The sequence below is a fragment of the Nocardioides sp. ChNu-99 genome (genome assembly GCF_029493445.1).
Lineage (GTDB): Bacteria > Actinomycetota > Actinomycetes > Propionibacteriales > Nocardioidaceae > Nocardioides.
This window is the reverse complement of the sequence record NZ_JAHWBL010000013.1, coordinates 47,049-69,544: the sequence shown is the minus strand read 5'-3', so window position 1 is coordinate 69,544 and position 22,496 is coordinate 47,049. Positions and strand designations below refer to the sequence as shown.

Annotated in this window: 21 protein-coding genes, 1 tRNA gene and 1 pseudogene; 9 read left to right on the top strand and 14 right to left on the bottom strand. The window is 73.3% G+C overall.

Annotation, left to right across the window (positions count from 1 at the left end; genetic code table 11):
* The 7 genes and pseudogenes from KK617_RS06795 to KK617_RS06765 form a co-directional block, all read left to right on the top strand.
* Positions 1-321, top strand: a pseudogene (locus KK617_RS06795) (collagen-like protein); the annotation flags it as partial.
* 9 nt (positions 322-330) lie between these two features.
* Positions 331-720 carry a hypothetical protein gene (locus KK617_RS06790; RefSeq protein ID WP_277498972.1) on the top strand — a complete coding sequence of 130 codons (390 nt, stop codon included), beginning with the start codon at positions 331-333 and terminating at the stop codon, positions 718-720.
* An 11-nt stretch (positions 721-731) separates the two neighbouring features.
* Positions 732-2,567 (top strand): SGNH/GDSL hydrolase family protein, encoded by a 1,836-nt coding sequence (locus tag KK617_RS06785; protein ID WP_277498970.1) that lies wholly within the window; start codon positions 732-734, stop codon positions 2,565-2,567.
* Positions 2,568-3,019: 452 nt separating this feature from the next.
* A complete protein-coding gene (locus tag KK617_RS06780; RefSeq protein ID WP_277498968.1) occupies positions 3,020-3,799 on the top strand; it encodes a hypothetical protein in 780 nt (259 codons plus the stop codon).
* On the top strand, positions 3,799-4,143 hold the full coding sequence (locus tag KK617_RS06775; RefSeq protein WP_277498967.1) for a hypothetical protein: 345 nt from the start codon (positions 3,799-3,801) through the stop codon (positions 4,141-4,143). The genes KK617_RS06780 and KK617_RS06775 overlap by 1 nt, the downstream gene beginning before the upstream one ends.
* A 144-nt stretch (positions 4,144-4,287) precedes the next feature.
* On the top strand, positions 4,288-5,049 hold the full coding sequence (locus tag KK617_RS06770) for a DUF3800 domain-containing protein (RefSeq protein ID WP_277498965.1): 762 nt from the start codon (positions 4,288-4,290) through the stop codon (positions 5,047-5,049).
* 273 nt (positions 5,050-5,322) lie between these two features.
* Positions 5,323-5,865, top strand: a complete 543-nt coding sequence (locus tag KK617_RS06765) for a hypothetical protein (RefSeq protein ID WP_277498963.1) — start codon at positions 5,323-5,325, stop codon at positions 5,863-5,865.
* 19 nt (positions 5,866-5,884) lie between these two features.
* On the opposite strand, the gene KK617_RS06760 is transcribed toward KK617_RS06765, so the two are convergent.
* Positions 5,885-6,157: a hypothetical protein gene (locus tag KK617_RS06760; RefSeq protein WP_277498961.1), complete on the bottom strand. Its 273-nt coding sequence runs from the start codon at positions 6,155-6,157 to the stop codon at positions 5,885-5,887.
* Positions 6,158-6,332: 175 nt separating this feature from the next.
* On the opposite strand from KK617_RS06760, the gene KK617_RS06755 reads away from it, so the two are divergent.
* Positions 6,333-7,241 (top strand): tyrosine-type recombinase/integrase, encoded by a 909-nt coding sequence (locus tag KK617_RS06755; RefSeq protein ID WP_277498958.1) that lies wholly within the window; start codon positions 6,333-6,335, stop codon positions 7,239-7,241.
* A gap of 48 nt (positions 7,242-7,289) precedes the next feature.
* Here the strand turns inward: KK617_RS06755 and KK617_RS06750 are convergent, their stop codons facing one another.
* The 10 genes from KK617_RS06750 to KK617_RS06705 all read right to left on the bottom strand — a co-directional run bounded on the left by KK617_RS06750 (position 7,290) and on the right by KK617_RS06705 (position 18,580).
* Positions 7,290-7,559: a DUF3263 domain-containing protein gene (locus KK617_RS06750; RefSeq protein ID WP_277498956.1), complete on the bottom strand. Its 270-nt coding sequence runs from the start codon at positions 7,557-7,559 to the stop codon at positions 7,290-7,292.
* 138 nt (positions 7,560-7,697) lie between these two features.
* A tRNA-Ile gene (locus KK617_RS06745) sits at positions 7,698-7,771 on the bottom strand.
* A gap of 69 nt (positions 7,772-7,840) precedes the next feature.
* Positions 7,841-8,104 carry a DUF3072 domain-containing protein gene (locus KK617_RS06740; protein ID WP_277498955.1) on the bottom strand — a complete coding sequence of 88 codons (264 nt, stop codon included), beginning with the start codon at positions 8,102-8,104 and terminating at the stop codon, positions 7,841-7,843.
* A 70-nt stretch (positions 8,105-8,174) separates the two neighbouring features.
* Positions 8,175-8,588, bottom strand: a complete 414-nt coding sequence (locus KK617_RS06735; protein WP_277498953.1) for a hypothetical protein — start codon at positions 8,586-8,588, stop codon at positions 8,175-8,177.
* 80 nt (positions 8,589-8,668) lie between these two features.
* The gene (locus tag KK617_RS06730) at positions 8,669-11,887 is read right to left on the bottom strand and encodes a PAS domain-containing hybrid sensor histidine kinase/response regulator (RefSeq protein ID WP_277498950.1); all 3,219 of its coding nucleotides are present in this window, start codon (positions 11,885-11,887) and stop codon (positions 8,669-8,671) included.
* Between the two features lie 51 nt (positions 11,888-11,938).
* A complete protein-coding gene (locus KK617_RS06725) occupies positions 11,939-13,279 on the bottom strand; it encodes an acyltransferase (RefSeq protein WP_277498948.1) in 1,341 nt (446 codons plus the stop codon).
* Between the two features lie 45 nt (positions 13,280-13,324).
* A complete protein-coding gene (locus tag KK617_RS06720) occupies positions 13,325-15,157 on the bottom strand; it encodes an IucA/IucC family siderophore biosynthesis protein (protein ID WP_277498947.1) in 1,833 nt (610 codons plus the stop codon).
* Positions 15,154-15,735: a GNAT family N-acetyltransferase gene (locus tag KK617_RS06715; RefSeq protein ID WP_277498944.1), complete on the bottom strand. Its 582-nt coding sequence runs from the start codon at positions 15,733-15,735 to the stop codon at positions 15,154-15,156. Before KK617_RS06715 ends, KK617_RS06720 begins: the two co-directional genes overlap by 4 nt.
* The gene (locus KK617_RS06710; RefSeq protein ID WP_277498943.1) at positions 15,732-17,039 is read right to left on the bottom strand and encodes a SidA/IucD/PvdA family monooxygenase; all 1,308 of its coding nucleotides are present in this window, start codon (positions 17,037-17,039) and stop codon (positions 15,732-15,734) included. The genes KK617_RS06715 and KK617_RS06710 overlap by 4 nt, the downstream gene beginning before the upstream one ends.
* On the bottom strand, positions 17,039-18,580 hold the full coding sequence (locus KK617_RS06705; protein WP_277498941.1) for an aminotransferase class V-fold PLP-dependent enzyme: 1,542 nt from the start codon (positions 18,578-18,580) through the stop codon (positions 17,039-17,041). The genes KK617_RS06710 and KK617_RS06705 overlap by 1 nt, the downstream gene beginning before the upstream one ends.
* A 218-nt stretch (positions 18,581-18,798) precedes the next feature.
* On the opposite strand from KK617_RS06705, the gene KK617_RS06700 reads away from it, so the two are divergent.
* On the top strand, positions 18,799-19,317 hold the full coding sequence (locus KK617_RS06700; protein ID WP_277498939.1) for a DUF3145 domain-containing protein: 519 nt from the start codon (positions 18,799-18,801) through the stop codon (positions 19,315-19,317).
* A gap of 101 nt (positions 19,318-19,418) precedes the next feature.
* Here KK617_RS06700 and KK617_RS06695 read toward each other — a convergent pair whose 3' ends face one another.
* Genes KK617_RS06695 through KK617_RS06685 form a run of 3 tightly spaced genes read right to left on the bottom strand, consistent with a single transcriptional unit; the run spans position 19,419 to position 22,448 of the window.
* Positions 19,419-20,903, bottom strand: a complete 1,485-nt coding sequence (locus tag KK617_RS06695; RefSeq protein WP_277498936.1) for a carboxyl transferase domain-containing protein — start codon at positions 20,901-20,903, stop codon at positions 19,419-19,421.
* Positions 20,903-22,150, bottom strand: a complete 1,248-nt coding sequence (locus tag KK617_RS06690) for a beta-ketoacyl-ACP synthase II (RefSeq protein ID WP_277498935.1) — start codon at positions 22,148-22,150, stop codon at positions 20,903-20,905. The genes KK617_RS06695 and KK617_RS06690 overlap by 1 nt, the downstream gene beginning before the upstream one ends.
* A 55-nt stretch (positions 22,151-22,205) precedes the next feature.
* Positions 22,206-22,448, bottom strand: a complete 243-nt coding sequence (locus KK617_RS06685; protein ID WP_277498925.1) for an acyl carrier protein — start codon at positions 22,446-22,448, stop codon at positions 22,206-22,208.
* Between the last annotated feature and the right edge of the window lie 48 nt (positions 22,449-22,496).

Genomic DNA, 22,496 nt, shown 5'->3' with positions numbered 1-22,496 from the left:
GGCGCCGCGGGGGAGGACGGCTCGGCCGGCGCCGCTGGCGAGCCCGGGGCGGCCGGAGCAGCGGGGGACGCTGGCGGCACAGGCCCGCAGGGCGAACCAGGCCCCGCCGGACCCCAGGGCGACCCCGGCGCCGCGGGCGCGCCGGGCGCAACCGGGCCCCAGGGCCCCTCCGGCGTCGACGGCAGGGGAGTGACCGCCGTCGACTGCGCCGCCGGAACCGGCACGTTCGTCTTCACCTTCACCGACGGCACCACCCAGACCGTCACCTGCGGCCCCCTCCCCGACCCGGACCCCACCCCCGACCCACCCCCCTCGGAGTAGGAGACCCACGTGTCTGGACTCGCAGACCTCGCCAACCGATCAGCCATCGTCGGCTACGCCGTCCGGGGCTTCGCGCACGCAGGGACCACCTGGCGGGTCGGCCCCGTCACCAACGTCCGCGACGACGCCGGCAACCTCGTCGACTTCACCGCCCCGGGCATCGAGTTCGAGGGCGGCCTCGTCGACCCCGCCGACCCCGAGGGCGACACCTACCTCGTGCCCCTCACCGTCACGGCCGGCGTCGGGGAGTTCGAGCCCGTCGCACCCGCCGAGCAGACCGACATCCCGCCGGGCGTCTACCCGTGGCGGCTGCTCGTCAGGGACACGGCCGCCACCCCCGTGATCGTCGCGGTCGCGTGGGGCGGCCTGCTCAGCACCATGACCGTCGAGAGCGTCTGAGGAGCCCCGCCATGTTCGTGGAGATCACCCGTGTCGACGGCACCATCGACCTCGACGTCATCAGCGGCCGCAAGGGCGACACCGGGCCGGCCGGGCCGCGTGGCCCCAGCGGCCCGGGCGCGGACGTCACGGCAGCCGAGATCGAGGCGGCGCGTGACGCCGCGGCCGAGGCCGCCGCGCTCGCCGAGCAGGCCGCTGCAGCTGCGGCCGCCGGCGGGACCACGACCGACGAGGTCATGGCCGCCCGGATCGCGGACCCCGAGTCGGCCACCGCACGCGAACTATCTGCCACAGTCGCGCCGATCGTTGGGCCTGTCGCGAAGCGGGCCGCCGGAGCGCGCGGCCAGTTCTACAACGTGACGGGCTCGTCCCTGCGCCGCTTCCGTGCCGCGCAGGCGCGCGCTGCCGCGGGTGGTGCCCCCGTGACCATCGTGGTGCCCGGCGACTCCATCGTGCAGAACACGCTCGCCGCCCCGTTCAACGTGAACGGGTGGCTGGCGCGCTTCCAGGCCATGATCGAGCGCCGCGAGGGCGCGTTCTCCCAGCTCATCACCTTCATGGACCTCCCGGGCCAGGACGACCGCTACACCCAGACCGGGACGTGGGGCCGGCTCGCCGGCAAGGGCTGGGTCGGCGGCCAGATGGCGACCACGGTCGACCCCAGCGCGACCCGCACCCTCACCGGCTACGGCTCCCGCGTCAGCCTGCGCTACCTGAAGACGCCCGACGCCGGCACGTTCACCTACAGCCTCGACGGCGGCGCTCCCGTCACCGTCGACGCCGCCGGTGCGGAGGCGGTGGGAGAGGTGGTCCTGACGCCCGCGCTCGGCACGCACACCCTGGTGATCACGAAGGCCAACGACACAACGCGCATGTCCCTCGTCGACGCCGAGTTCCGCCGGGGCACCACCGGCGGCTACCGCATCATCAAGGCCGCGATGGCCGGACAGAAGATCGCCAACTTCACCTCCGGCACCTACAGCGGCCCCGGCTCCCCGCTGGAGCTGCTCAAGGCCGCCGCCCCCGACCTCGTCATCGCGGCCCTCGAGATGAACGACTGGGGCAACGGGCCCACGCCGGTCGCCACCTACAAGGCCGGGCACCGCACCCTCATCCAGGCGGCCCGGCTGACCGGCGACGTCCTCGAGATCGCGACCAACCCCGCCGCGGGTCCCTTCATCTCCCCGGTCGGGACGAGCATCGAGCCCTACGACCAGGCGCTCTACGAACTGGCCGACGAGGAGGACGTCGCGCTGCTCCACATGCGCGAGCGGTGGGGCACCTACACCGAGGCGCTCGCGCTCGGGCTCATGGCGAACGAGGCCGCCGGGACCCCGCAGTACCACCCGTCCGACCGCGGCAACTGGGACTACGCCAAGGCCGTCTTCGAGGCGCTGTTCCAGGGGTGGCAGGGCAAGAGCCCCGTCGACCCGGACGCGGCGCAGACGTGGAGCGCCCGCCAGCGATTCGGGCTGGCTTCGCCGGCGCAGGCGGCGATGATCCTCGGGTACTACGACGGGACCGCTGCGTGGCCGTTCCCGACGACCGGCCCGTTCGTGCTCGTCGGTCCCAGCGGCGACGTCTACACGGCCGCGCACACCGGCCGCACGTGGCAGCACCGGAGCGACTTCACCCTCCAGGCCGGGAAGAAGTTCAAGGGCGAGACCGTCAACCACCCCGGCGCGGACATCGACAACTTCGCCCGCCTCAAGGTCTACGCCAACGTCGCGGCTCTCCCCGCCGCCGCCACCGCCACCGCCGGCGCCGTCGCCTTCGTCACCGGCTCGGGCCTGGTCTACAGCGACGGCGCAGCGTGGAAGCGCGTCGCCGACGACTCCGCCCTGTAGCCGCACACCCATGCAATCTGCACGGTCAGTCCCGCACCCCCCACCTCCACGGCCGCCCGGCCCTCCCCGGGCGGCCGCTCCCCGTCCCCGGCACGGAGGCCCGCCATGCGCCCACCTGACCGCAGCCACCTCCGCCGCCGGCGCCTTGCCCGCAAGGTGTGCGCCCTCCTCGGGCACCGCATCGAGATCCGGTGGGCGTCCATGCCCGGATGGCCCTACCGCGTGTGCGTCCGCTGCGGGGCCCGACCTACGCAGCACCGCTGACCCCGCTCCCAACCCACTTCCAGGAGGACCGTCATGGCCCACTCTCCTCACCGCCGGTGGAGGGGCTGCTGTCTGATGTGCGCGGCGCGCGTGCGCGGCGACGGCCGCGGCAAGTACCCGGTCGCCGTCGCTCGCCGTCTCGGGCGCAAGCGCCGCTTCACCAAGCGCGTCGACGTCGGTGCCGCCTGATGGCCGTCACCGCGAAGACCGCCGGCTTCACCACCTTCCGCGGCCGCGTCGCGTGCACCTGCCTTGCGCAGTGGCTCCCCGAGTTCGAGGCCGCCGCCCAGCGCCTCGGCCTCATCACCGGCGAGCTCGACATCACCCAGCTGACCGGCGACGCCGACGCGTCCGGCGGCACTCACGAGCGCGGCGGCGCGTTCGACATCTGGGAGACGATCCAGAAGCTCGTCGAGCTGGCGATCGAGATGGGTGCCGCTGCCTGGATCCGCACCCGCGCGCAGGGCTTCAAGCCCCACACCCACGGCGTGCTCAACGGCTGCCCCCACAACGCGCCGGCGCGCTACCAGGTCGCGGCCTACCTCGCCGGGTTCAACGGCCTCGGCAAGGGCGGCCGCGGCCGCCGCGAGACCGCCCAGCCCCGCACCCTCCGCACCTGGCGCGAGGGCATCGCCTGGGCCCGCGCCCAGCACGGCACCACCCCCACCACCGAGGAGGACGACATGACCCCCGACCAGGACGCCATGCTGCGGCGTCTCGACGAGCGCATGCTCAAGCTGATGAAGCCCGTCGAGGAGACCCACGGCCTCGTCCGCGGCGTCGCCAAGGCCATCCCCACCATCCAGCGGTGGATCGGCTACCTCATGCCCGCCGCCCAGCGCCAGGAGGAGAGCCTCACCGTGCTGCGCGCCCAGCTCGCCGCCGCCGCGGCCACCGCGGACCCGTCCGTGAAGGCCGACCTCGAGCGGCTCGCCGCCGACCTCGACGCCGTCATCGAGCGCGCCTGATGGGCGAGCACCGCGCGGAGGACCGCAACCCGTCCCCGCTCGAGCGCCTCGTCCGCGAGCCCGCCCTCGTCACCGGCGTGCTCGTCGCCCTCTTCGGTCTCGCCGTCGCCCTCGGACTGCCCATCACCCCGGAGGTCATCGGTGCCATCGTCACGCTCGCCGGCGCCCTGATGGCGCTGCTCCGCTTCCTGCTCGTGCCCGCGTCCGAGGTCGTGGTCCAGCAGAAGCCCGGCAAGGGGCTACCCGAGGCCGGCCCCGCGTCGACGCTCCCGACTGGCGCGCCCGTCGTCGAGGTCAGCACCGAGCACATGACCACGTACGTCGAGGCCCCGCCCGACCACTGACCCGGTCGGCCACCAGCGCCCCCGTCATCCCCTCACGCAGGGGATGACGGGGGCTTGTCGCATCTCGTACACCTGGGCGACCCGTTCTGGTCTACGGGGGAGGACGGGCCACAACGTCGGAGCAATCTGTCAGGCTGTCTCTTTGTGGTCGATACCCCGCCTCCGTCCCGCTTCCGCGGGCTGCCTCCGCACGTCCAGACAGCGAGCTTCTGGCTGGACGACAGCGGTTCCCGGGGCTCGGCACACAAGGGGTTCGTGATCGCCGGCATCAAGACCCGTCACCCCGATGATCTACAGCGCTCCCTCCAGGTAGTCCGAGAGCATCACGGGTACGAGGGGGAGCTGAAGTTCAACGCCATCACCGAGCGGAACCTCCCTCGCTTCCACGCCATCATCGACGTGCTCGAGGGCAGTGACGCCCACCTTCTTGGCGCCGTCCTAGACGCGCACCGGTGGAACCCGTTCCGGGGTAAGGAGCACTGGGTAGGGCAAGCCACCGTGGTGAGCCAGCTCGTATGCACAGCCATGAATGCGAACGAGGTGGGCGCCGTCTTCATGGACGGAATCTCGACTCCGCTAGGTGTGTCGATGGGGGCCCTGGTCAAGCGGAAGATCAATAGTCAATTGCGGGGGCAGCGGGCAACATCGGTCGTGTCGCTCGACTCGAAGACCAACGACCTCATGCAGGTTGCAGATCTAGTTGCCGGGTCTATCCGCTACCAGCGCTTCGACCCAGCCGGTCCGCTAGGTGACAGCCCGAAGTCCCGCTTCGCGCTTCGGTTGGGTGCGGCCTTCGGCGTCGGATCGTTCGACGACCGTCAGGCACGCCGCATCCGTATCCAGACCTTGACGGCCGAGCCGACACATGTTCCTCGTCACCGCAAGAGCGGGTCCAGCCGGGCTTGATTCGTCGCCCTAGGTGTAGCACTCTTGCGCATGTGGGGGGTGTGAGGCGATGGCCTCTGAGCTCCCCCCTCGGTGGAAACCGATGGGTTTCGAGCCGAGCGACTGAGAGTCTCCAAGCTCTCACAGCCAAGGGTTGTTGGTGATAGGCGAAGTTCATAGCTTCCCCACCTGAACATGCCAGCGGGCGTCCGGATGGGCGCCCGCTGGTCGTTTCTGGAAACCCCTTCGTCGTTCCCGGGACACAGCGACCTCGTACGTGGGACCGTGCCGTCCGTGACCTCGACGCCGTCTCGCCGCACCGTCCTCCGCGCCACCGCATGGACGGCCCCCGCCGTCGCCGTGGCCGCCGCGGCCCCCGCCTACGCAGCATCTGTCGCGACGGTCGTCACCGGCACGCTCGTGTCGACGCGGAACCCGGACGACGTGACAGTGACGGGCACGGTCACCAACCTTGGGACCACGCCGGTCATGGTCACCCTGACCATCACCATCGAAGCGGATTCGGAGCAAGCGACGGGCGGGTCCGGCAACCTGAACGGGTGGGCGTACGTCGCATTCGATTTCACCGCCTCAGGCAGGGGCGTTCGGTTCATCGGAACGCGAGAGATCACAGGCGGTCAGACGGTTCCGGCCCCGCAGATCACGGCGGACTTCGCGCAGACGGCATCCGGCACCAGCACGATGACCATCACAACGCCATCTCCCGCGACGGCCACTAGCCCGGCCCCCGTGCCGTTCACGGCCTACGCCAGTACCGCACGGCAGTCCACCACCCCGACCAGCCCTGCGCTACGCGACTTCTCGCTCGAGCGCTGAGCCCCCTCGACGCGGGAAGTCAGTCGTCATCCCCGGTGCCCATCGGCTTCACCCACGAGAAGTCCGTCGGCGCCGTCGGACCGTCGACCGCCCGGATGCACGCCGCCGGGAGCCAGTCCAGCTTGCTCCGGGGCGACCCACCGTGCGCCCGGGCACCGACCTCGACCCACAGCACGAACCCGTACCAGCCGTCGGCGCGGTGGTCCCACATCATCAGCAGCCCGTGTCGGGCGGTGTCGATGCCCCAGCGCGCCGTGGGGTCGACCCACGCGTGCTGCATCCGGGGGACCATGCGCCGAGACGGTACGCCGCACTGCCGACACCCCACCCTGGGCCCGAGGGGTTGACGCACGTCAGGCGGCCGGGGGTAGCCTCCGGTCCCGCTAAGTAAAGACGGCCCCCGGTGGTGTTGGAGCACCAGCCGAGGGCCTTGCCCCCTCAACCTGACGCAACCAGGAGAGAAGACCGTGGCTGACGCTACCCTCATCGCGCCCACCCAGAGCACCACCCACCTCTACGTGGCGCAGTTCCTCGCCCGCTACTCGGGCGGCACCCGCGACCTGTACGGCATCCGCATGCGCCTGTTCCTCGGCTGGTGCGACCAGCACGGCGTCGACCCCATCACTGGCGTCACCCGCCCGCTGCTCGAGCTCTACGGACGCCACCTCGAAGAGGTCCGCGGCAACGCCCCCGCGTCGGTGGCCGGCACGCTCGGAACCCTCAAGATGTTCTACCGGCTCCTCGCCGTCGACGGCGTCATCCCCACCAGCCCCGCCGAGTACGTCCGCACCCCGAAGGTCTGGTACGACGACGTCAAGATCGTCGGCCTGTCACGCATCGAACTCGGCTCGTTCATCGCGACCGCCCGCACCATGAGCCCCAACCACGCCGCCCTCGCGACCCTGCTGGGGCTCCTCGGCCTGCGCGTCTCGGAGGCGTGCGCCGTGCAGATCCACGACTTCCAGGACTACGAGCGCGACCACCGCGTGCTGCGCGTCGTGGGGAAGGGGAAGAAGCCCGCCACGATCCCGCTGCCCCCGCCGATCTTCCGCGCCCTCGACGCCGCCGCCGAGGGCCGCGACCTCGGGCCGCTGCTGCACCGCCTCGACGGCGTCACGCCGCTCGACCGGCACTCCGCGGCCCGCATGACCCGCGCGATCGCGAAAAAGGCCGGGATCAGGAAGCCCGTCCACCCCCACGTGCTGCGCCACTCGTTCATCACCGCCGCGCTGGACGCCGGCGCGCCGCTGCGCGACGTGCAGATCGCGGCCCGCCACTCCGACCCGAGGATCACCACGCGCTACGACCGTGCCCGCGGCAACCTCGACCGGCACGCCGTGCACATCGTCGCCGCGTACATCGCCGGCGCCGCCTGACCCGGCACGACACCCGCTGGCGTGCCGGGTGGCTCGGTCGTCGGTGATCTACCGGCGGCCGGGCCAGGTCGAGCCGCGGCGCCCGGCGGCGCGGGCGTCCCGGAGCCGGCGAAGGCGGTTCACCAGCACGGGGTCCCACCTCAGTGCGTCCGGCTGGTCGAGCAGCCAGTTGATCTTCTGCGCGAACTGCGCGGGGGAGAGGCCGAACATCTCGCGGATGACGGTGTCCTTGCGGCCTGCGAACTTGAAGCGGGTCCCCTCGAGCTCGAGCATGGCGCGCTGCTCGTCGGAGATCCCAGGTGCGAGCTGGGTGTCCATGCCGGGGACCGTACGCGGGGGCACCGACAACCTCCTCGGTTCGTTCTGGCTACCTACTCGGCACGAATCTGCCAATGGCCTACGTAATGGCTAACGGCATCAGATAGATCGGCGTCTATATGACCTGCTCAGACTGCGTAGGGCGGGTGGGGCTCGAACCCACGACCCAAGGATTATGAGTCCTCTGCTCTGACCGACTGAGCTACCGCCCCGGGTGGCCCCTGGGTCACCCGGGGCGCGGTGAGCCTACCGGCGCGGCGACCGCCGCGCGGCGGCGGGCGTCAGGCGTCGCCCGCGGTCCCGTCCTCGTCCTGCAGCCGGTCGATGTGCTCGGAGGCCTCGGCCTTGGTGAGGCCCTCGGCGGGGATCGTCTCGCCGGCCTCGCGCGCGAGCGTGTCGAGGTAGCTCTTCTGCGCGCCGGTGGCCGGCTGGTCGCCCGTCACCCAGTCGGACGGGTCCTTCACGGTCGCCGACGGGTCGGCTGTCTCGGATCCCAGCACCTCGGGCTCGTTCTGGTCGTCGTTCGTACGCGTGTTCGATTCCATGCGACGACGCTACCGGCTCGCCCGGACGTTCCCAAGCGGCCCCGGGCCGAGCGGGCCCCTCACAGGCACGTCACAGGGCCAGGTTGGCCGCGACGACCAGCACGACGGTGGCGAGCGCCCCGACACCGTGGGCCAGCACGACACCGACGGGGATCTGCTCCTCGGCGTACGGCGTGCTCCCCGGCCCCGTGGCGTGGGCGCGCCGGGCGCCCAGCCACTTCACGAGCAGCAGGCTGCCCCCGCCGATGACGCCGATCAGCCCGGCTGCGCCGATCCACGCGATCAGCTCGTTGCCGTAGCCCCAGGCGATGCCCCACACGGCCAGCGACGCCAGTGCGAGGCTGCCGTGGCCGAAGACCAGGCTGCTGGGGAGCGCCGTCGGCGACGCGCCCGTGGCCGTCCGGGGACCCGTGACCGTCCGCGTGAACATGAACGCGCCGATCGCGGCGGTCACCCCCCACACCACTGCTGCGACCTCGCCCACCGTGCACCGCCTCGCTCGTCGTCGCACCGCCCGGGTGGGCGGCGCGGCGGCCGGTACCCGGCGCGCTGGGGCGCAGTCCGCTACCCGCGGGGCAGCGAGCGGTACCAGTCCTGGTAGGTCCGCAGCGCCTCCGTGGCGTCGAGCGCGACCGCGTCGAGGCGCAGGAGGATGTCGCCGGCCCCGGTGACGTCGCCCGAGCGGCCGAGCGCCTCGAGCTGGGCCGCGAGGGCCCCGACGGTGGGCAGCCCGATGTTGAGGGCAGTGCCCTTGAGGCTGTGGGCCTCGGCCGAGACCAGCGCGCTGTCGGTGGCCCCGACCGCCGCCCGCAGCCGCGCGAGCCCGTCGGGGGAGCGGGCCACGAACCCGTCGATCACGCGGTCGAGGTAGGCGTTGTCGTCGGGTGACAGCTCCCGGAGCATCTCCAGGCGCTCGAGGTCGAGGTGGGTGCTGGCCGGCCCTGCCGCGCCGACGTCGCCGCGGGGCTCCGCGTCGGCGGGCACCTCGGCCGAGGTCCACCGCGCGAGGGCCGTCGCCAGCGTGGCGGGGGCGACGGGCTTCGTGATGAAGTCGTCCATCCCCGCGGCCAGGCACTTGTCCCGCTCGCCGGTGATCGCGGCGGCCGTCATGGCCAGCACGGGAGTACGGTGGGCGCCCGTCGTCCGCTCCCGCTCGCGCAGCGCCCGGGTCGCGGCGTACCCGTCGAGGCGGGGCATCTGCAGGTCCATGAGCACGGCGTCGTACGCGACGGTCGCGGTCAGGTCCAGCGCCTCCTGGCCGTCGTCGGCGGTGTCGACCAGGTAGCCCATCGACGTGAGCAGGCCCCGCGCGACGACCTGGTTGACCGCGTTGTCCTCCACCACCAGCACGCGCTTGCCGCGGGCGTCCTCCGCCGCGTCGTCGGGCTGGGCGTCGTCGCCGGCGTCGCGGCCCGCCAGCACCCGCAGCAGCACCTCGCGCAGCTGCGGTGCCTGCACCGGCTTCGTCAGGCGCTCCGCGATGTCGAGGCCCTCCAGGTCGTCGGAGCCCGGCGCCGACGACGACAGCACCACCAGGGGCAGGTCGGCGAAGCGCGGTTCCGCGCGCAGCTCGCGGGCCAGCATGGCGCCGTCCCGGCCGGGCATCGCCATGTCGAGGAGCACGGCGTCGTACGGGCGGTTGGCCTCGGCCGCCGCGGTCAGGGCGCTGACGGCCTCGTGGGCGCTGGCCACCCCGGTGGAGGTGACGTGCCACCAGCCGAGCTGCTCGCGCAGCACGAGGCGGTTCTGCACGTTGTCGTCCACGACCAGCACGTGCTGGTCGCCCAGGAGCTCCCGGGTACGGCGCAGCCGCGCGTCGTGGCGGCTCCCGGTCGGGGGGCGCAGCAGGGCGGTGAACCAGAAGGTGCTGCCCTCGCCCAGGGTGCTCTCCACCCCGATCTCGCCCTCGAAGGCCTCGACGATCTCGGCAGAGATGGCGAGGCCGAGACCGGTGCCGCCGAAGCGGCGGGTGGTGGAGGTGTCGGCCTGCGTGAACGGCTGGAAGACGTGGGCGCGCTGCTGCTCGGGGATGCCGACGCCGGTGTCGCGCACCTCGACCCGCAGGCAGGTGCCGCCGTCCTCCAGCGTGGTCGAGGTGGCCCGGATCGAGACCGACCCGCGCGAGGTGAACTTCACGGCGTTCGAGCCCAGGTTGGTGATGACCTGGGCGAGGCGCGTGGGGTCGCCCGCCAGCACCTCGGGCACGTCGGGGTGGCAGGAGACCTGCAGGTCGAGCCCCTTGGCGCGGGCGCTCTCGGCGAGGACGGCCGTGACCTGCTCGAAGACGTCGCGCACCTCGAAGTCGACGCTCTCGACCTCGAGGCGGCCGGCCTCGATCTTGGAGAAGTCGAGGATGTCGTTGATGACCGACAGCAGGGCCCGTCCCGACACGGCGATGCCGGAGGTCAGGTGGCGTTGCTGGGCGCCGAGGGCGGTGCGCTCGAGCAGCTCCGTCAGGCCCAGGATGCCGTTCAGCGGGGTGCGGATCTCGTGGCTCATCGTGGCCAGGAACTCCGACTTGTGGCGCGAGGCCTCGAGCGCGCGGTCGCGCGCCTCCGCGACCTCGCGGGCCGCGTGCTCGCGCTCGGCCACGCGGGAGAGCTGCACCGCGGCCTGCTCCACCAGGCGGCGGATCATGTCGTGGCGGTACAGCGGCGGGTCCGAGGTGATGGTGATGACCGCCAGCGGCTCGCCGCCGAGGACGACCGGGAACGCGATCGTCAGCTGCACGTCGGGGTCCCACACCGGCTCGCCGGTGCGCAGGCACTCCCGGGCGGTGGCCAGCTCGCGGGCGGCCAGCTCGGGCTCCGCGAGGTCGCTCGTGCGGTCCTCCTCGCTGTAGTAGCGGGGGGCGACGTCCGTGCCGTCGGGCGTGGGGAGGAAGGCGCGGCCGCGCTTCCAGTCGTCGTGCAGCACGACCATGGCCTGTGCGTGCACCAGCACGTCGTCGAGCGTCGTGGCCTCGTTGGCGGCACTGGTGATCGCCTGCATCAGCGAGTTCTGCGTGACGAGGTCCTGCAGCTCGTCCTCGGTGGCCCGCGACCGGGTGATGTCCTGGTACGTGCCCGAGACGCTGACGACCGTGCCGGCCGGGTCGTGGCGGGCGACGGCACGCATGCGCACCCACATGTAGCCCTCGTCGCCGAGCTGACGCACCTCGGCGTCCACGCGCGTCCGGACGCCGTTCATCAGGGCCCGCACCGCCTCGGCGAGCCGCGCGTGGTCCTCGGGGTGGGTCACGCTCAGCACGCGGTCCAGGTCCCGGCTCAGCAGGTCGTCGGTGCGGCTGCCGTAGAGCTCCTCCAGGCCCTCGGAGCGCCACACCGCGCCGGTGCGCACGTCCCACGACCAGCTCCCGATGCGGGCGATGCGCTCGGCCTGGACGAAGCCGCGCCGGCTCGTCTCCAGCTCGTCGAGCAGCTGCTTGGTCTCGTGGTTGTCCGTGAGCCGGAGGATGACGCCGCTGGGTCGCCCGTCCTCGACGAGCCCCGTCTGCTTCAGCCGCACCCAGACCGGGCGGCCCTCCACGTCCACGAGCATGGTGTCGACCTCGTCGGCGAGCAGCTCGCCCCGGGCGGCGCGCTCGAGGTGGGCCTCGGAGTGCACCCGGCCGTCCTCGTCGAGGAACGCCGAGATCGAGCGCCCCGTCAGCGCGGCCGCGTCGATCCCGAGGAGGGCTCCGCAGGACTCGTTCGCGTAGCGGATCGTGCCGTCGAGCTCGACCACCACGATGCCGTCCGTGAACGAACTGACCACCTGGCGGTACAGGTCCTCTTGCTCCACGTGGCCTCCCTCCGCGGGGAAGCCTACGGCGCGAGGGGGCGCCCGCGGCGCCTAACGGCCCCGACGCGACGACGTGGTGGGGAGCCGGACCGTCCCGAGGACGACCGCGGCGACCAGCGGCACCCACGGCAGCCAGGCGTTGACGGTGCCGTCGACCGCGGCGATGCCGAGGTCCGCCATGACCGCGAGCCCGGCGCACGTCGCCAGGAGCGCGGCGACGGGGAGCACCGCCGGGGGAGCGGGCCGCGGGTCCGGGGCGGGCTGCTCGAGGCGACCCAGCAGCGCGACGAGTGCGGCCGTGGTGGCGGCCAGCACCGCGAACCACAGCGGGCGGGTGGCCCACCAGGCGCCGCTCCCGGGGTCCAGGTGCAGGCCGAGACCCCCGACCGCGAGGGAGACGCCGACGACGATGCCGAGCGCCGTCAGGTGCCACAGGTAGATCGTCATGATCCGGGCGTTCACCAGCACGGTCGCCGCCCAGACGCGGGGACGGGCGGCGAACCGGGCCAGCGCCGGCTCGAGCGCGGTCACCAGGCCGGCCTGCAGGAGACCGAGGAACAGCAGGGTGACGCGCGCCGGGTAGGAGTTGTCGACGCCGTGGCCGCCCACGCCGACCATGCTCACGCCGTACGGGCCGGGGCCGACGAGCAGCAGCAGGCCGACCAGCCCCACGGCGGCGATCCCGAGCCGCTGGGCCGGGCCGGGCAGCGCGCCGTCGCGCCAGGCGTAGCCCAGCTGGTGCACGGTGCCCCACACGAACAGGTAGTTGACGAAGCCGACGGCCAGGAGGTCACCGCCCACGCTCACGAGGTCGACCAGGCCCGCGACCGCCGCGCCGCCCAGCACCGACCACCAGCCGCAGCGCTCCCACAGCGCCAGCGTCAGCGGGGTGAGGGCGACGACGAGGAGGTAGACCGCGAGGAACCACGTCGGCACCAGCGAGGCCATGGAGGCGATCCGCAGGGTGCCGCCGCTGACGCCGAGCGCGCTGGCCAGCGGCGCCACGACGGCCCAGAACAGCATGAGGGGGAGCAGCGGGACGGTGAGCCGCCGCAGCCGGGCCCGCAGCCACCCGCCGTACGTCGTGCCGCGGGCCCGCGCGCCGCGCCACGAGATGGCGTTGGCGTAGCCGCCGACGAGGAAGAAGACCGGCATGACCTGCAGCACCCAGGTGAGCGGGTGGGTCCAGGTGGCGATCCCGAGCAGGCCGGTACGGCGCAGCTCGCCGTCCCCGTCGACGTGGACGCCCGCCATCAGCCAGTGGCCGAGGCACACGACGAGGATGGCGGCGCCGCGCAGGAGGTCGACCACGCGGTTGCGGTCAGCAGGCGTCGCGGCGACGAGGTCGGCGACCGACGGGGACGGGCGGGAGGAGGGCGTGGACACGGACATGCCCCCGACCCTCCCCCCGGGCGAGGGGGGAGGGCCTGAGTACGCCTACCCGGTCACGGGCCGGTGGGCGCTCAACGGGTTGGGCAGCGGGTCGGCGAGCTCGAACGCGCTCGAGGGGTCCGCGATGTCGACCATCTGCTGGTTGTCGCGCAGCTGCAGGCGGTTCATGCACATCCGTTCGAACGTCGGCGCGAACAGGTCGTGCGCGGCGAACCGCTCGGCGAGCTCCGGGTGGTCGGCCTGGTAGCCCGCCACGCACGCCGCGACCTCGGCCCAGAACGCGGCGGCGGGGAGCGTGCCGGCGTCGTCGAGCGCGGCGGCCAGGAACCGCAGGTAGCAGTCGAGGACGTCGGAGGCGATGGCCAGCACCTGCCGGTGCTCGGGCAGGTCGGCGCGGATCCTCCGTACCTCCTCGGGCAGCTCGGACTCCAGGTCGAACAGCCCGACCTCCTCGCCGATGTCCTTCATCAGCGCCCGCACCGGCACGTGGTCGCGCAGCACGAGGATGAGGTTCTCCCCGTGCGGCATGAACACCAGGCGGTGCGCGTAGAAGCAGTGCAGCACCGGGCGCAGGTAGGCCCGCAGGTACGTCGCCAGCCACGCCCGCGGCTCCAGCCCCGACCGGTCGACGAGCTCGGCCGCGAGCGACCGGCGCTGCGCGTCCACGTGCAGCAGGCCGGCCATCGTCATCAGCCGCTCGTCCCGCGCGACCCGCGTCACGGGGCTCTCGCGCCACAGCGCGGCCAGCATCTTCTGGTACGGCGAGGGCCCGTGCTGCTCGTGGACCGGGTGCCGGTAGCCGACCGCCGCGACCTCGCGGAGCACGGAGAAGCCCAGCGAGCGCAGCTCCTCGTCGCCCGCCACGAGGTCGTCGACCCAGGTGTTGATCGCCGGGGTGACCGCCATGTACGCCGCGGACAGCCCCCGCATGAACCCCATGTTGAGCACCGACAGGGCGGTCTTGACGTAGTGGCGCTCGGGGCGGTCGAGGTCGAAGAACGTGCGCAGCGACTGCTGCGGCTGGAACGCGTCGCGCCCCGTGCCCAGGTGGACGAGGTCGCCCGTCGCCAGCTGCGGCGCGAAGGTGACCGCCAGCTTGTTGCGCCACTGCCAGGGGTGGCACGGGACGAGCAGGTAGTCGCCGGGCTCCACACCGCGCGCCCGCAGCACCCGCTCGAACGCCGCGAGCTCGTCGGGGTCGAGCTGATCGGCGAGCAGGACGCGCTGGTCCTCCAGGCCCGCGACGCCGGCGTACACCGCGTGCTCGGCCCGCACCGCGACCCACTCCAGGTGCACGCGCGGCGCGGTCTCGGGGGCGTAGGCGTGGTAGTCGTCGACGCCGAACCCGATCCGGCCGTTGTTGGCGAGGAAGCACGGGTGGCCCTCGGTCATCGCGCCCTCGAGCTGCTGGAAGCCCGCGTCGGCGAGCTCGGCCGAGGAGGGCGCCTCGGGGCGCAGCTTCCAGGCCCGACCGGCCAGGGTCGCCGCGATCTCCTCCAGGTACGTCGGGAGCACCGCCTCCGACAGCCCGAGCCGGCGCTGCAGGTCCAGCACCAGCTGCTGCGCGTCGACGGGGGAGCCTGCGCCGTCGACGGTGCGGCGCACCGACGCCGGGTCGACCTGCCAGTGGTCGAGGGGGAGGCGCCGGGCGGCGAACTCCCACACGACGGACGGGTCGTCGCCGGCGACGAGCCAGCGCCCGGCGTCCTCGCGGGGCTCCACGAGGCACTCGTGGGCGAGCTCGCCGAGCATCTTGGCGACCTGGTCGTGCTGGGCGCGCGCCATCCGCTCGGGCGTCAGGTGCGCGACCGGGTCGGCGCTCGTGCCGGTCCCGGTCACGGCCGGGGTCACCGGCGGGCGCAGCTGGGTGGCGGTCATCGGCGGGTCCTCCCCTCGAAGGCGGCACGGGTGCAGGTGCTGAGCAGCGCCGTCTTGTCCGACAGGCGCACCTCGCCCTCCACCTCGAAGCCGACGGCGGCGTTGAGCGCGTGCACGGCGGTGTTGCGGGCGTCGGGCTCCACCACGACCCGACCGACGGCCGGGTCCGCGAAGCACTCGGCGAGCACGGCCTCGATGACGGAGCGGGTGAAGCCGCGCTCGGTGGCGCCCGTGGGCGGCGCCACGAGGAAGTGCATGCCGAGGTCGCCCGGGGCGAGCGTCGTGCGGGCGGCGAGCTCGTGCCGGTGCGGGTCGTAGGTCTCGACGAGGAAGACCGGGGTGCCGTCCCGCGAGCCGATGCGGGCCCGGTGGTGCCCGGAGGCGGCGATCGCGGCGTACTCGCGGCGCACGTCGTCGAGCGACGCGTTCTGCATTCCCCAGAAGCGCGCCCGCTCGTTGGTCACCCAGGCGTGCACGAGCGGTACGTCGCACTCCAGGTCGAGCGGCCGGGTGGTGAACCCGGTCGCGGGGGTGGTGGCAGCGGAGGCGGCGGTGGGTGCGTCGGGGCCGGCGGTCATCGCGCCACCTCCGTCGGCCGCGCGGTCGGGACGCCGAACTCCTGGAAAGCGACGCGGCGCTCGACGGGGTACGGCTCGTGGCCGAGCACCCGGGCGAGGATCACCGAGTTGCGCCACGCGCCCATGCCGAGGTCGGGAGCGACGAAGCCGTGCGTGTGGAGCTCCGCGTTCTGCACGAAGACGGAGCGGTCGTCGTGGTCGACGGTGAAGTGCTCCGAGGCGACCGGACGGCCCCGCTCGTCCCAGCGGATCCGGTCGGCGACCGGGGTCAGGAACGGCGGCACCACCGCGCGGTAGCCCGTCGCGGTGACGAGGGCGCTCGTCGTCAGGTGGAAGGTCTCGTCGCTCTCCTGGTGGTGCAGCGTCAGGTCGTAGCGCCCGCCGTCGTGGCGGCACGCGGTGACCTCGGCCGCCGTGAGCAGCTGGGGCGGGCGAGCGTCGGTGAGGCTGCGGCGGTAGAGCTGCTCGTGCACCTGGTCGACGAGGTCGCCGCTGATGCCCTTGTACAGGCCCGCCTGCGAGGCCAGCAGCCGCTCGCGCCGCTCGGGCGGCAGGGAGCGGAAGTGCGCGCTGTACTCCGGCGACGTCAGCTCGAGCGTCAGCTTCGTGTACTCCAGCGGGAAGAACCGCGGGGAGCGCGTCACCCACCGCAGCTGCACGTCGGTGTCCGCCGACGCCAGCAGGTCGCTGAAGATCTCGGCGGCGCTCTGTCCCGAGCCGACGACGGTCACGTCGGGCCGGGCCAGCAGCTCGTCGCGCACCTCGAGGTAGCGCGAGCTGTGCCACGCCGGTCCGTCCAGGTCGCGCAGCGCGGGCGGCTGGTAGGGCCGCGTGCCCACGCCGAGCACCAGGTGGCGACCCCAGTGGGTGTGCTGCTCGCCGGTGCGGGGGTCGGTGCTGCGGACGGCGTAGGCGCCGCCCTCGACCGTGTCGTCCCACTCCACCGAGCCGACGGCGCGGTCGAACTCCAGCGAGCGCAGGCGCTCGGCCGCCCAGCGGCAGTACGCGTCGTACTCGCGGCGCATCGGGTAGAAGGACTCGCGCACGTAGAACGGGTAGAGCCGGCCCACCTCCTTGAGGTAGGCGAGGAACGAGAACGGCGAGGTGGGGTCGGCCAGGGTCACCAGGTCGGCCAGGAACGGCACCTGGAGCGTGGCGTCCGGCAGCAGCATGCCGGGGTGCCAGCTGAACTCGCTGCGGGCCTCGAGGAAGACGCAGTCGAGGTCGGGCAACGGTTCCGCGAGGCACGCCAGGCCGAGGTTGAAGGGGCCGAGCCCGATGCCGACCACGTCGTGCACGCGCATCAGGCGACCTCCCCGTCCGCGAGGGGGCGGGGGCCGACGAGGTCGTGCGGGAGGCCCTGAGCGAGGGCCGCGCGGGCGTGCCCGCGCACCAGGTCGAGCACCTGCTGCACGTCGGCGAGCGTCGTCGCCGGGTTGAGCAGCGTCAGCTTGAGCCAGGTGCGCCCGTCGTACCGGGTGCGGGCCACGGCGCCGAGGCCCGTGGCGTAGAGGCGGCCCCGGGCGCTCTCGTTGACGACGTCGAGCACGTCGTCGTCGACGTCGGACTCCACGAAGCGGAACAGCACCGTCGACAGGTCGCCGTCGGGCACCACGCGGAAGTCGGGGTCGCCCACGAGGTCCTCCCGCACGCGGGCGGCGAGGTCGATGACCGTGTCGAGGAGCTCGCCGATGCGGTCCGGCCCGAGCGCGCGCAGCGTCGTCCAGAGCTTGAGCGCGTCGAAGCGCCGGGTCGTCTGCAGGCTCTTGTCGACCTGGTTGGGGATCTCGTCGACGACGTCGCTCGCGGGGTTGAGGTACGCCGCGTGGTGCGTCACGTGCCGCAGGGTCCGGCGGTCCGCCACGAGCACGGCGCTGCACGCGACCGGCTGGAAGAACGTCTTGTGGAAGTCGACGGTCACGGAGTCGGCGCGCTCGATGCCGGTGAGCAGGTGCCGGCGCCGACGGGAGGTGACGAGCCCCCCGCCGTACGCCGCGTCGACGTGGAACCACACCCCGTGCCGGCGGCACGCGCGGGCGACGGAGGCGAGCGGGTCGATGCAGCCGAGGTCGGTGGTGCCGGCCGTCGCGACGACGGCCATCACGGTGCGGCCCTCGGCGCGGAGCCGGGTGAGCACGCGGTCGAGGTCCTCGACGTCGAGCCGGCCCTGGGCGTCGACGTCCGTGTGCACGACGGCGTCCTCCCCGAGCCCGAGCACCATGGCCGCCTTGCGGCTCGAGAAGTGGGCGTTGGCCGAGGCCACGATCCGCAGGTCGGCCAGGTCGGCGCCGCCCGCCAGGGCCTCGCCGCGCGCCAGCAGGAGCGCCTGCAGGTTCGACTGGGTGCCGCCCGTGGTGAAGATGCCGTCGGCGTCCCGCGGCAGGCCGATGCGGCGGGCCGTCCACGCGAGGAGGTGGCGCTCCATGTGGGTGGCGGTGCCGGACTGGTCCCAGGTGTCGAGCGAGGAGTTCACGGCGACCGCGATGACGTCGCCGATGACCGCGGGCAGCGCGACCGGGCAGTTGAGGTGGGCCTGGTAGTGCGGGTGGTGGAACCAGACCGCGTGGTCGAGGTACACCCGCCGTACCTCCTCCAGCACCTCCGCGGTGCTCGCGAGGGGGGCGTCGAGGTCGACCTCGGCCACCAGGGCGGCGGCCTCGGTGGGGGAGACGCCGGACAGCGGCTGGCGCACGCTGCCGAAGGCGCGCGCGAGCAGGTCGCGCGTCGCGTCGAGCTGGGTGCCGAGGTCGTCGGCGGACGTCGCGTCGAGGAGTGCAGCGAGGGGGCGCTGCCGGTCGACGCCCGGGGACGGGGGGACCACGGGGGTGGTGGGTGCCGAGCTCACGCAGACCTCCTGGGAGTGGATTAGGCAAGGCTCACCTAACCGTACGGGAGGTCCCGGGTGTCAAGTCGAGTGAGGCAGGCCACTGGTGGTCCGCCGCGAGTTGAGCCACAATGGCCGACGGAACCACGCACAATCACACACGTGTCATCTCGATCACCTCGATCCTCCACGCGAGACCGCTGGGGAAGGCGTAGCTCGCCGAGGACGAAGGAGATCCGATGACCAACCACAGCACCGTTCGCGCCGCGACCCGGGGCGTCCTCTACGTGCACTCAGCGCCGTCCGCGCTCTGCCCGCACGTCGAGTGGGCCGTCGCGGGCGTCCTCGGCGTGCCCGTGAACCTCGACTGGACCCCCCAGCCCGCGCAGGCCGGCACCTACCGCGCCGAGCTGTCGTGGACGGGCGCCGTCGGTTCTGCCGCTCGGGTCGTCTCCGCCCTCCGGGGCTGGGAGCACCTGCGCTTCGAGATCACCGAGGAGCCGTCCTCCGGCGCCGAGGGCAGCCGCTTCTCCGCCACCCCCGAGCTCGGCATCTTCCACGCCGTCACCGGCGTGCACGGCGACATCCTCATCCCCGAGGACCGGCTGAAGGCCGCCGTGCTCAAGTCGGCGCTGGGGGAGGCCGACGTCCTCGACGAGATCGACCGCCTCCTCGGCAAGCCGTGGGACGACGAGCTCGAGACGTTTCGCCACGCCGGCGACGGCGCTCCCGTGAGGTGGCTGCACCAGGTGGTGTGACCCTCCACCCGCGACGCGGAACGGCGGCTCCCGAGGCTCTCGGGGGCCGCCGTTCGTCGTGCGGGGTGGTGCCGGGGTGGTGCCGTGCCGGGGTGGGTGGGTCAGAGCGGGATGTTGCCGTGCGCGCCCCGGCGCACGCCCGAGGTCTGCACCTCGACGTCGATCGCCGCGGCGAGCGCGGTGCGGGTGCGGGACGGCTCCACGATCTCGTCGACGACGCCGATCTCCACGGCCTTGTCGACACCGCCCGCGATCCGCTCGTGCTCGGCGGCCAGCTCCGCCTCGACCTGCTCGCGCATGTCGGGCGGCACCTCCGCCAGCTTGCGGCGGTGCAGGATCCGGATGGCCGCGACGGCCCCCATGACCGCCACCTCGGCGCCCGGCCAGGCCATCACCCTCGTCGCGCCGAGCGAGCGCGAGTTCATGGCGATGTAGGCGCCGCCGTACGTCTTGCGGGTCACCAGCGTCACCCGGGGCACGACGCACTCGGCGAAGGCGTGCAGCAGCTTCGCGCCGCGGCGCACGACGCCGTCCCACTCCTGCCCCACGCCGGGCAGGTAGCCGGGCACGTCGACGACGACCACGAGCGGCACGCCGAAGGCGTCGCAGAGCCGCACGAAGCGCGACGCCTTCTCGGCCGACAGCGAGTCGAGGCAGCCGCCGAGGCGCAGCGGGTTGTTCGCGACGACGCCGACGGTGCGGCCACCGAGGCGACCGAGCGAGGTGACGACGTTCGGCGCCCAGCGGGGGTGGAGCTCGAGCGCGGTGCCCTCGTCGAGGATGCCCTCGATGAGGGGGTGCACATCGTACGCCCGCTTGCGCGACTCCGGCAGGAGGTCGGCGAGGTCGGTGTCCTCGACGTCCTCGGGGCGCAGGGTGCCCTGGCCGCCGAGCAGCGAGGCGGTGGCCCGCGCGTGCTCGAGGGCGTCCTCCTCGGTGTCGGCGAGGAGGTGCACGACACCGGAGCGGCGCCCGTGCGGCTCCGGGCCGCCGAGCCGCAGCATGTCGACGTCCTCGCCCGTCACGGAGCGGACGACCTCGGGACCGGTGACGAAGATCCGCCCCTCGGGCCCGAGCACGACGACGTCGGTGAGGGCGGGACCGTACGCCGCGCCGCCCGCGGCGGGACCGAGCACCACGGAGATCTGCGGGATGCGGCCCGAGGCCTGCGTCATGATCGCGAAGATGCGGCCCACGGCGTGCAGCGAGGCCACGCCCTCGGCGAGCCGGGCGCCGCCCGAGTGCCACAGCCCGATGATCGGGACGCCGTCGGTCAGCGCCCGCTGGTACGCCGTCATCACGACCTGGCAGCCGTCGGTGCCCATGGCGCCGCCCATGACGGTGGCGTCGGAGCAGAACGCGACCACGCGGGTGCCGCGCACCGTGCCGGTCGCGGCGAGCATGCCCGACAGGTCGTCCGGCGTCAGCAGCTCCAGCGAGCCCTCGTCGAGCAGCGCCGTGAGGCGGTGCAGCGGGTTGCGCGGGTCCTGCTCGCGCGGCACCTTCGGCTTCTGCGCCCGCGGGACGCTGCCCGCGGCCACGGGTGCGGCGGCCGGCTCGGTGGCAGGGGCGACGGTCGGGGTCATCAGGCGCTCCGGAAGGCGATGGCGACGTTGTGGCCGCCGAAGCCGAACGAGTTGTTGAGCGCGGCGATGTCCCCGGCCGGCAGGTCGCGGGTCTTGTCCGCGAGGTCCAGGCCGACGTCCTCGGGGTCGGTGAGGTTGATCGTGCCGGGCACCGTGCGGTGGTGCAGGGCCAGCACGGTCGCGACCGACTCCAGGGCGCCCGCGGCGCCGAGCAGGTGCCCGGTCATCGACTTCGTCGAGGTGACCACGGCACCGCCGGCCGCGTCGCCGAGGGCGTTGCGGATGGCGAGCGCCTCGGCCACGTCGCCCTGCGGCGTCGAGGTGGCGTGGGCGTTGATGTGGAGCACGTCGCCGGCCGCCAGGTCGCCCTCGACGAGGGCGCGCTTCATCGCCCGGGTCGCGCCGAGACCGGCGGGGTCGGGCTGCGCGATGTCGTGCGAGTCGGCGGTGATCGCGGCGCCGGCCACCTCGGCGTACACCCGCGCGCCGCGAGCGGCGGCGTGCTCGGCGGACTCGAGGACGAGCACCGCCGCGCCCTCGCCGAGGACGAAGCCGTCGCGGCCCTTGTCCCACGGCCGGGAGGCCCCGGCAGGGTCGTCGTTGCGCTTCGACAGCGCCATCATCTGGCCGAACGCGGCCATCGGCAGCGGGTGGACCGCTGCCTCGGTGCCGCCGACGAGGACGACGTCGGCGCGGCCCAGGCGGATGAGGTCGACGCCGAGGGCGATCGACTCGTTGCCCGAGGCGCAGGCCGAGACGGGCGTGTGCACGCCGGCCTTGGCGTTGAACCGCAGGCCCACCGCGGCCGCGGGGCCGTTCGGCATGAGCATCGGGATCGCCAGCGGCGAGACCCGGCGGGGGCCCGCGGCGAGCAGGTTGTCGTAGTTGGAGAGCAGCGTGGTGACGCCGCCGATCCCCGAGGCGACGGCCACGGCCAGCCGCTCGGGGTCGACGTCGACCTCGCCCGCCGGGCCCGTGAACCCGGCGTCGGCCCACGCCTCGATCGCCGCGACCAGCGCGAGCTGGCCGGAGCGGTCGAGACGGCGGGCCTTGACGCGCTCCAGGACCTCCGTCGGCTCGACGGCGACCTGGGCCGCGATGCGCGCGCCCAGCGGCTCCGCCCACTCCTCGGTGAGCTGCCGGACCCCGGAGCGGCCCTCGAGGAGGGCGCTCCAGGTGCTGGCGACGTCACCACCGACGGGAGAGGTGGCGCCCAGTCCAGTGACGACGACTCGGGTGCTGGTCATGGGGGGTTCCCTTCGCTGGTGGGGGTACGGCGGACGCGCGCGGTGGGCGGGAGCCTCAGAGGCGGTTCTCGATGAAGCTGACGGCGTCGCCGACGGTCTTCAGGTTCTTGACCTCGTCGTCGGGGATGGTGACGCCGAACTTCTCCTCGGCGGCGACGACGACCTCGACCATGGAGAGCGAGTCGACGTCGAGGTCGTCGACGAACGACTTGTCGAGCTGGACGTCGTCGGCCGGGATGCCGGCGACCTCGTTGACGATGTCGGCGAGGTCGGCGCGGATCTCATCGGTGCTGGGCATGGTGCTTCCTCTCGGTCGGGACCGGGGCGCGGGGTGCGTCCCCGTGGT

What these genes read in the sequence shown, in the direction of transcription:
- KK617_RS06785 (WP_277498970.1), top strand. Translation starts at nt 732, where the DNA reads ATGTTCGTGGAGATCACCCGTGTCGACGGCACCATCGACCTCGACGTC.
- KK617_RS06780 (WP_277498968.1), top strand. Translation starts at nt 3,020, where the DNA reads ATGGCCGTCACCGCGAAGACCGCCGGCTTCACCACCTTCCGCGGCCGC.
- KK617_RS06775 (WP_277498967.1), top strand. Translation starts at nt 3,799, where the DNA reads ATGGGCGAGCACCGCGCGGAGGACCGCAACCCGTCCCCGCTCGAGCGC.
- KK617_RS06760 (WP_277498961.1), bottom strand. Translation starts at nt 6,157, where the DNA reads ATGGTCCCCCGGATGCAGCACGCGTGGGTCGACCCCACGGCGCGCTGG.
- KK617_RS06750 (WP_277498956.1), bottom strand. Translation starts at nt 7,559, where the DNA reads ATGGACACCCAGCTCGCACCTGGGATCTCCGACGAGCAGCGCGCCATG.
- KK617_RS06740 (WP_277498955.1), bottom strand. Translation starts at nt 8,104, where the DNA reads ATGGAATCGAACACGCGTACGAACGACGACCAGAACGAGCCCGAGGTG.
- KK617_RS06725 (WP_277498948.1), bottom strand. Translation starts at nt 13,279, where the DNA reads ATGTCCGTGTCCACGCCCTCCTCCCGCCCGTCCCCGTCGGTCGCCGAC.
- KK617_RS06720 (WP_277498947.1), bottom strand. Translation starts at nt 15,157, where the DNA reads ATGACCGCCACCCAGCTGCGCCCGCCGGTGACCCCGGCCGTGACCGGG.
- KK617_RS06715 (WP_277498944.1), bottom strand. Translation starts at nt 15,735, where the DNA reads ATGACCGCCGGCCCCGACGCACCCACCGCCGCCTCCGCTGCCACCACC.
- KK617_RS06710 (WP_277498943.1), bottom strand. Translation starts at nt 17,039, where the DNA reads ATGCGCGTGCACGACGTGGTCGGCATCGGGCTCGGCCCCTTCAACCTC.
- KK617_RS06700 (WP_277498939.1), top strand. Translation starts at nt 18,799, where the DNA reads ATGACCAACCACAGCACCGTTCGCGCCGCGACCCGGGGCGTCCTCTAC.
- KK617_RS06695 (WP_277498936.1), bottom strand. Translation starts at nt 20,903, where the DNA reads ATGACCCCGACCGTCGCCCCTGCCACCGAGCCGGCCGCCGCACCCGTG.
- KK617_RS06690 (WP_277498935.1), bottom strand. Translation starts at nt 22,150, where the DNA reads ATGACCAGCACCCGAGTCGTCGTCACTGGACTGGGCGCCACCTCTCCC.
- KK617_RS06685 (WP_277498925.1), bottom strand. Translation starts at nt 22,448, where the DNA reads ATGCCCAGCACCGATGAGATCCGCGCCGACCTCGCCGACATCGTCAAC.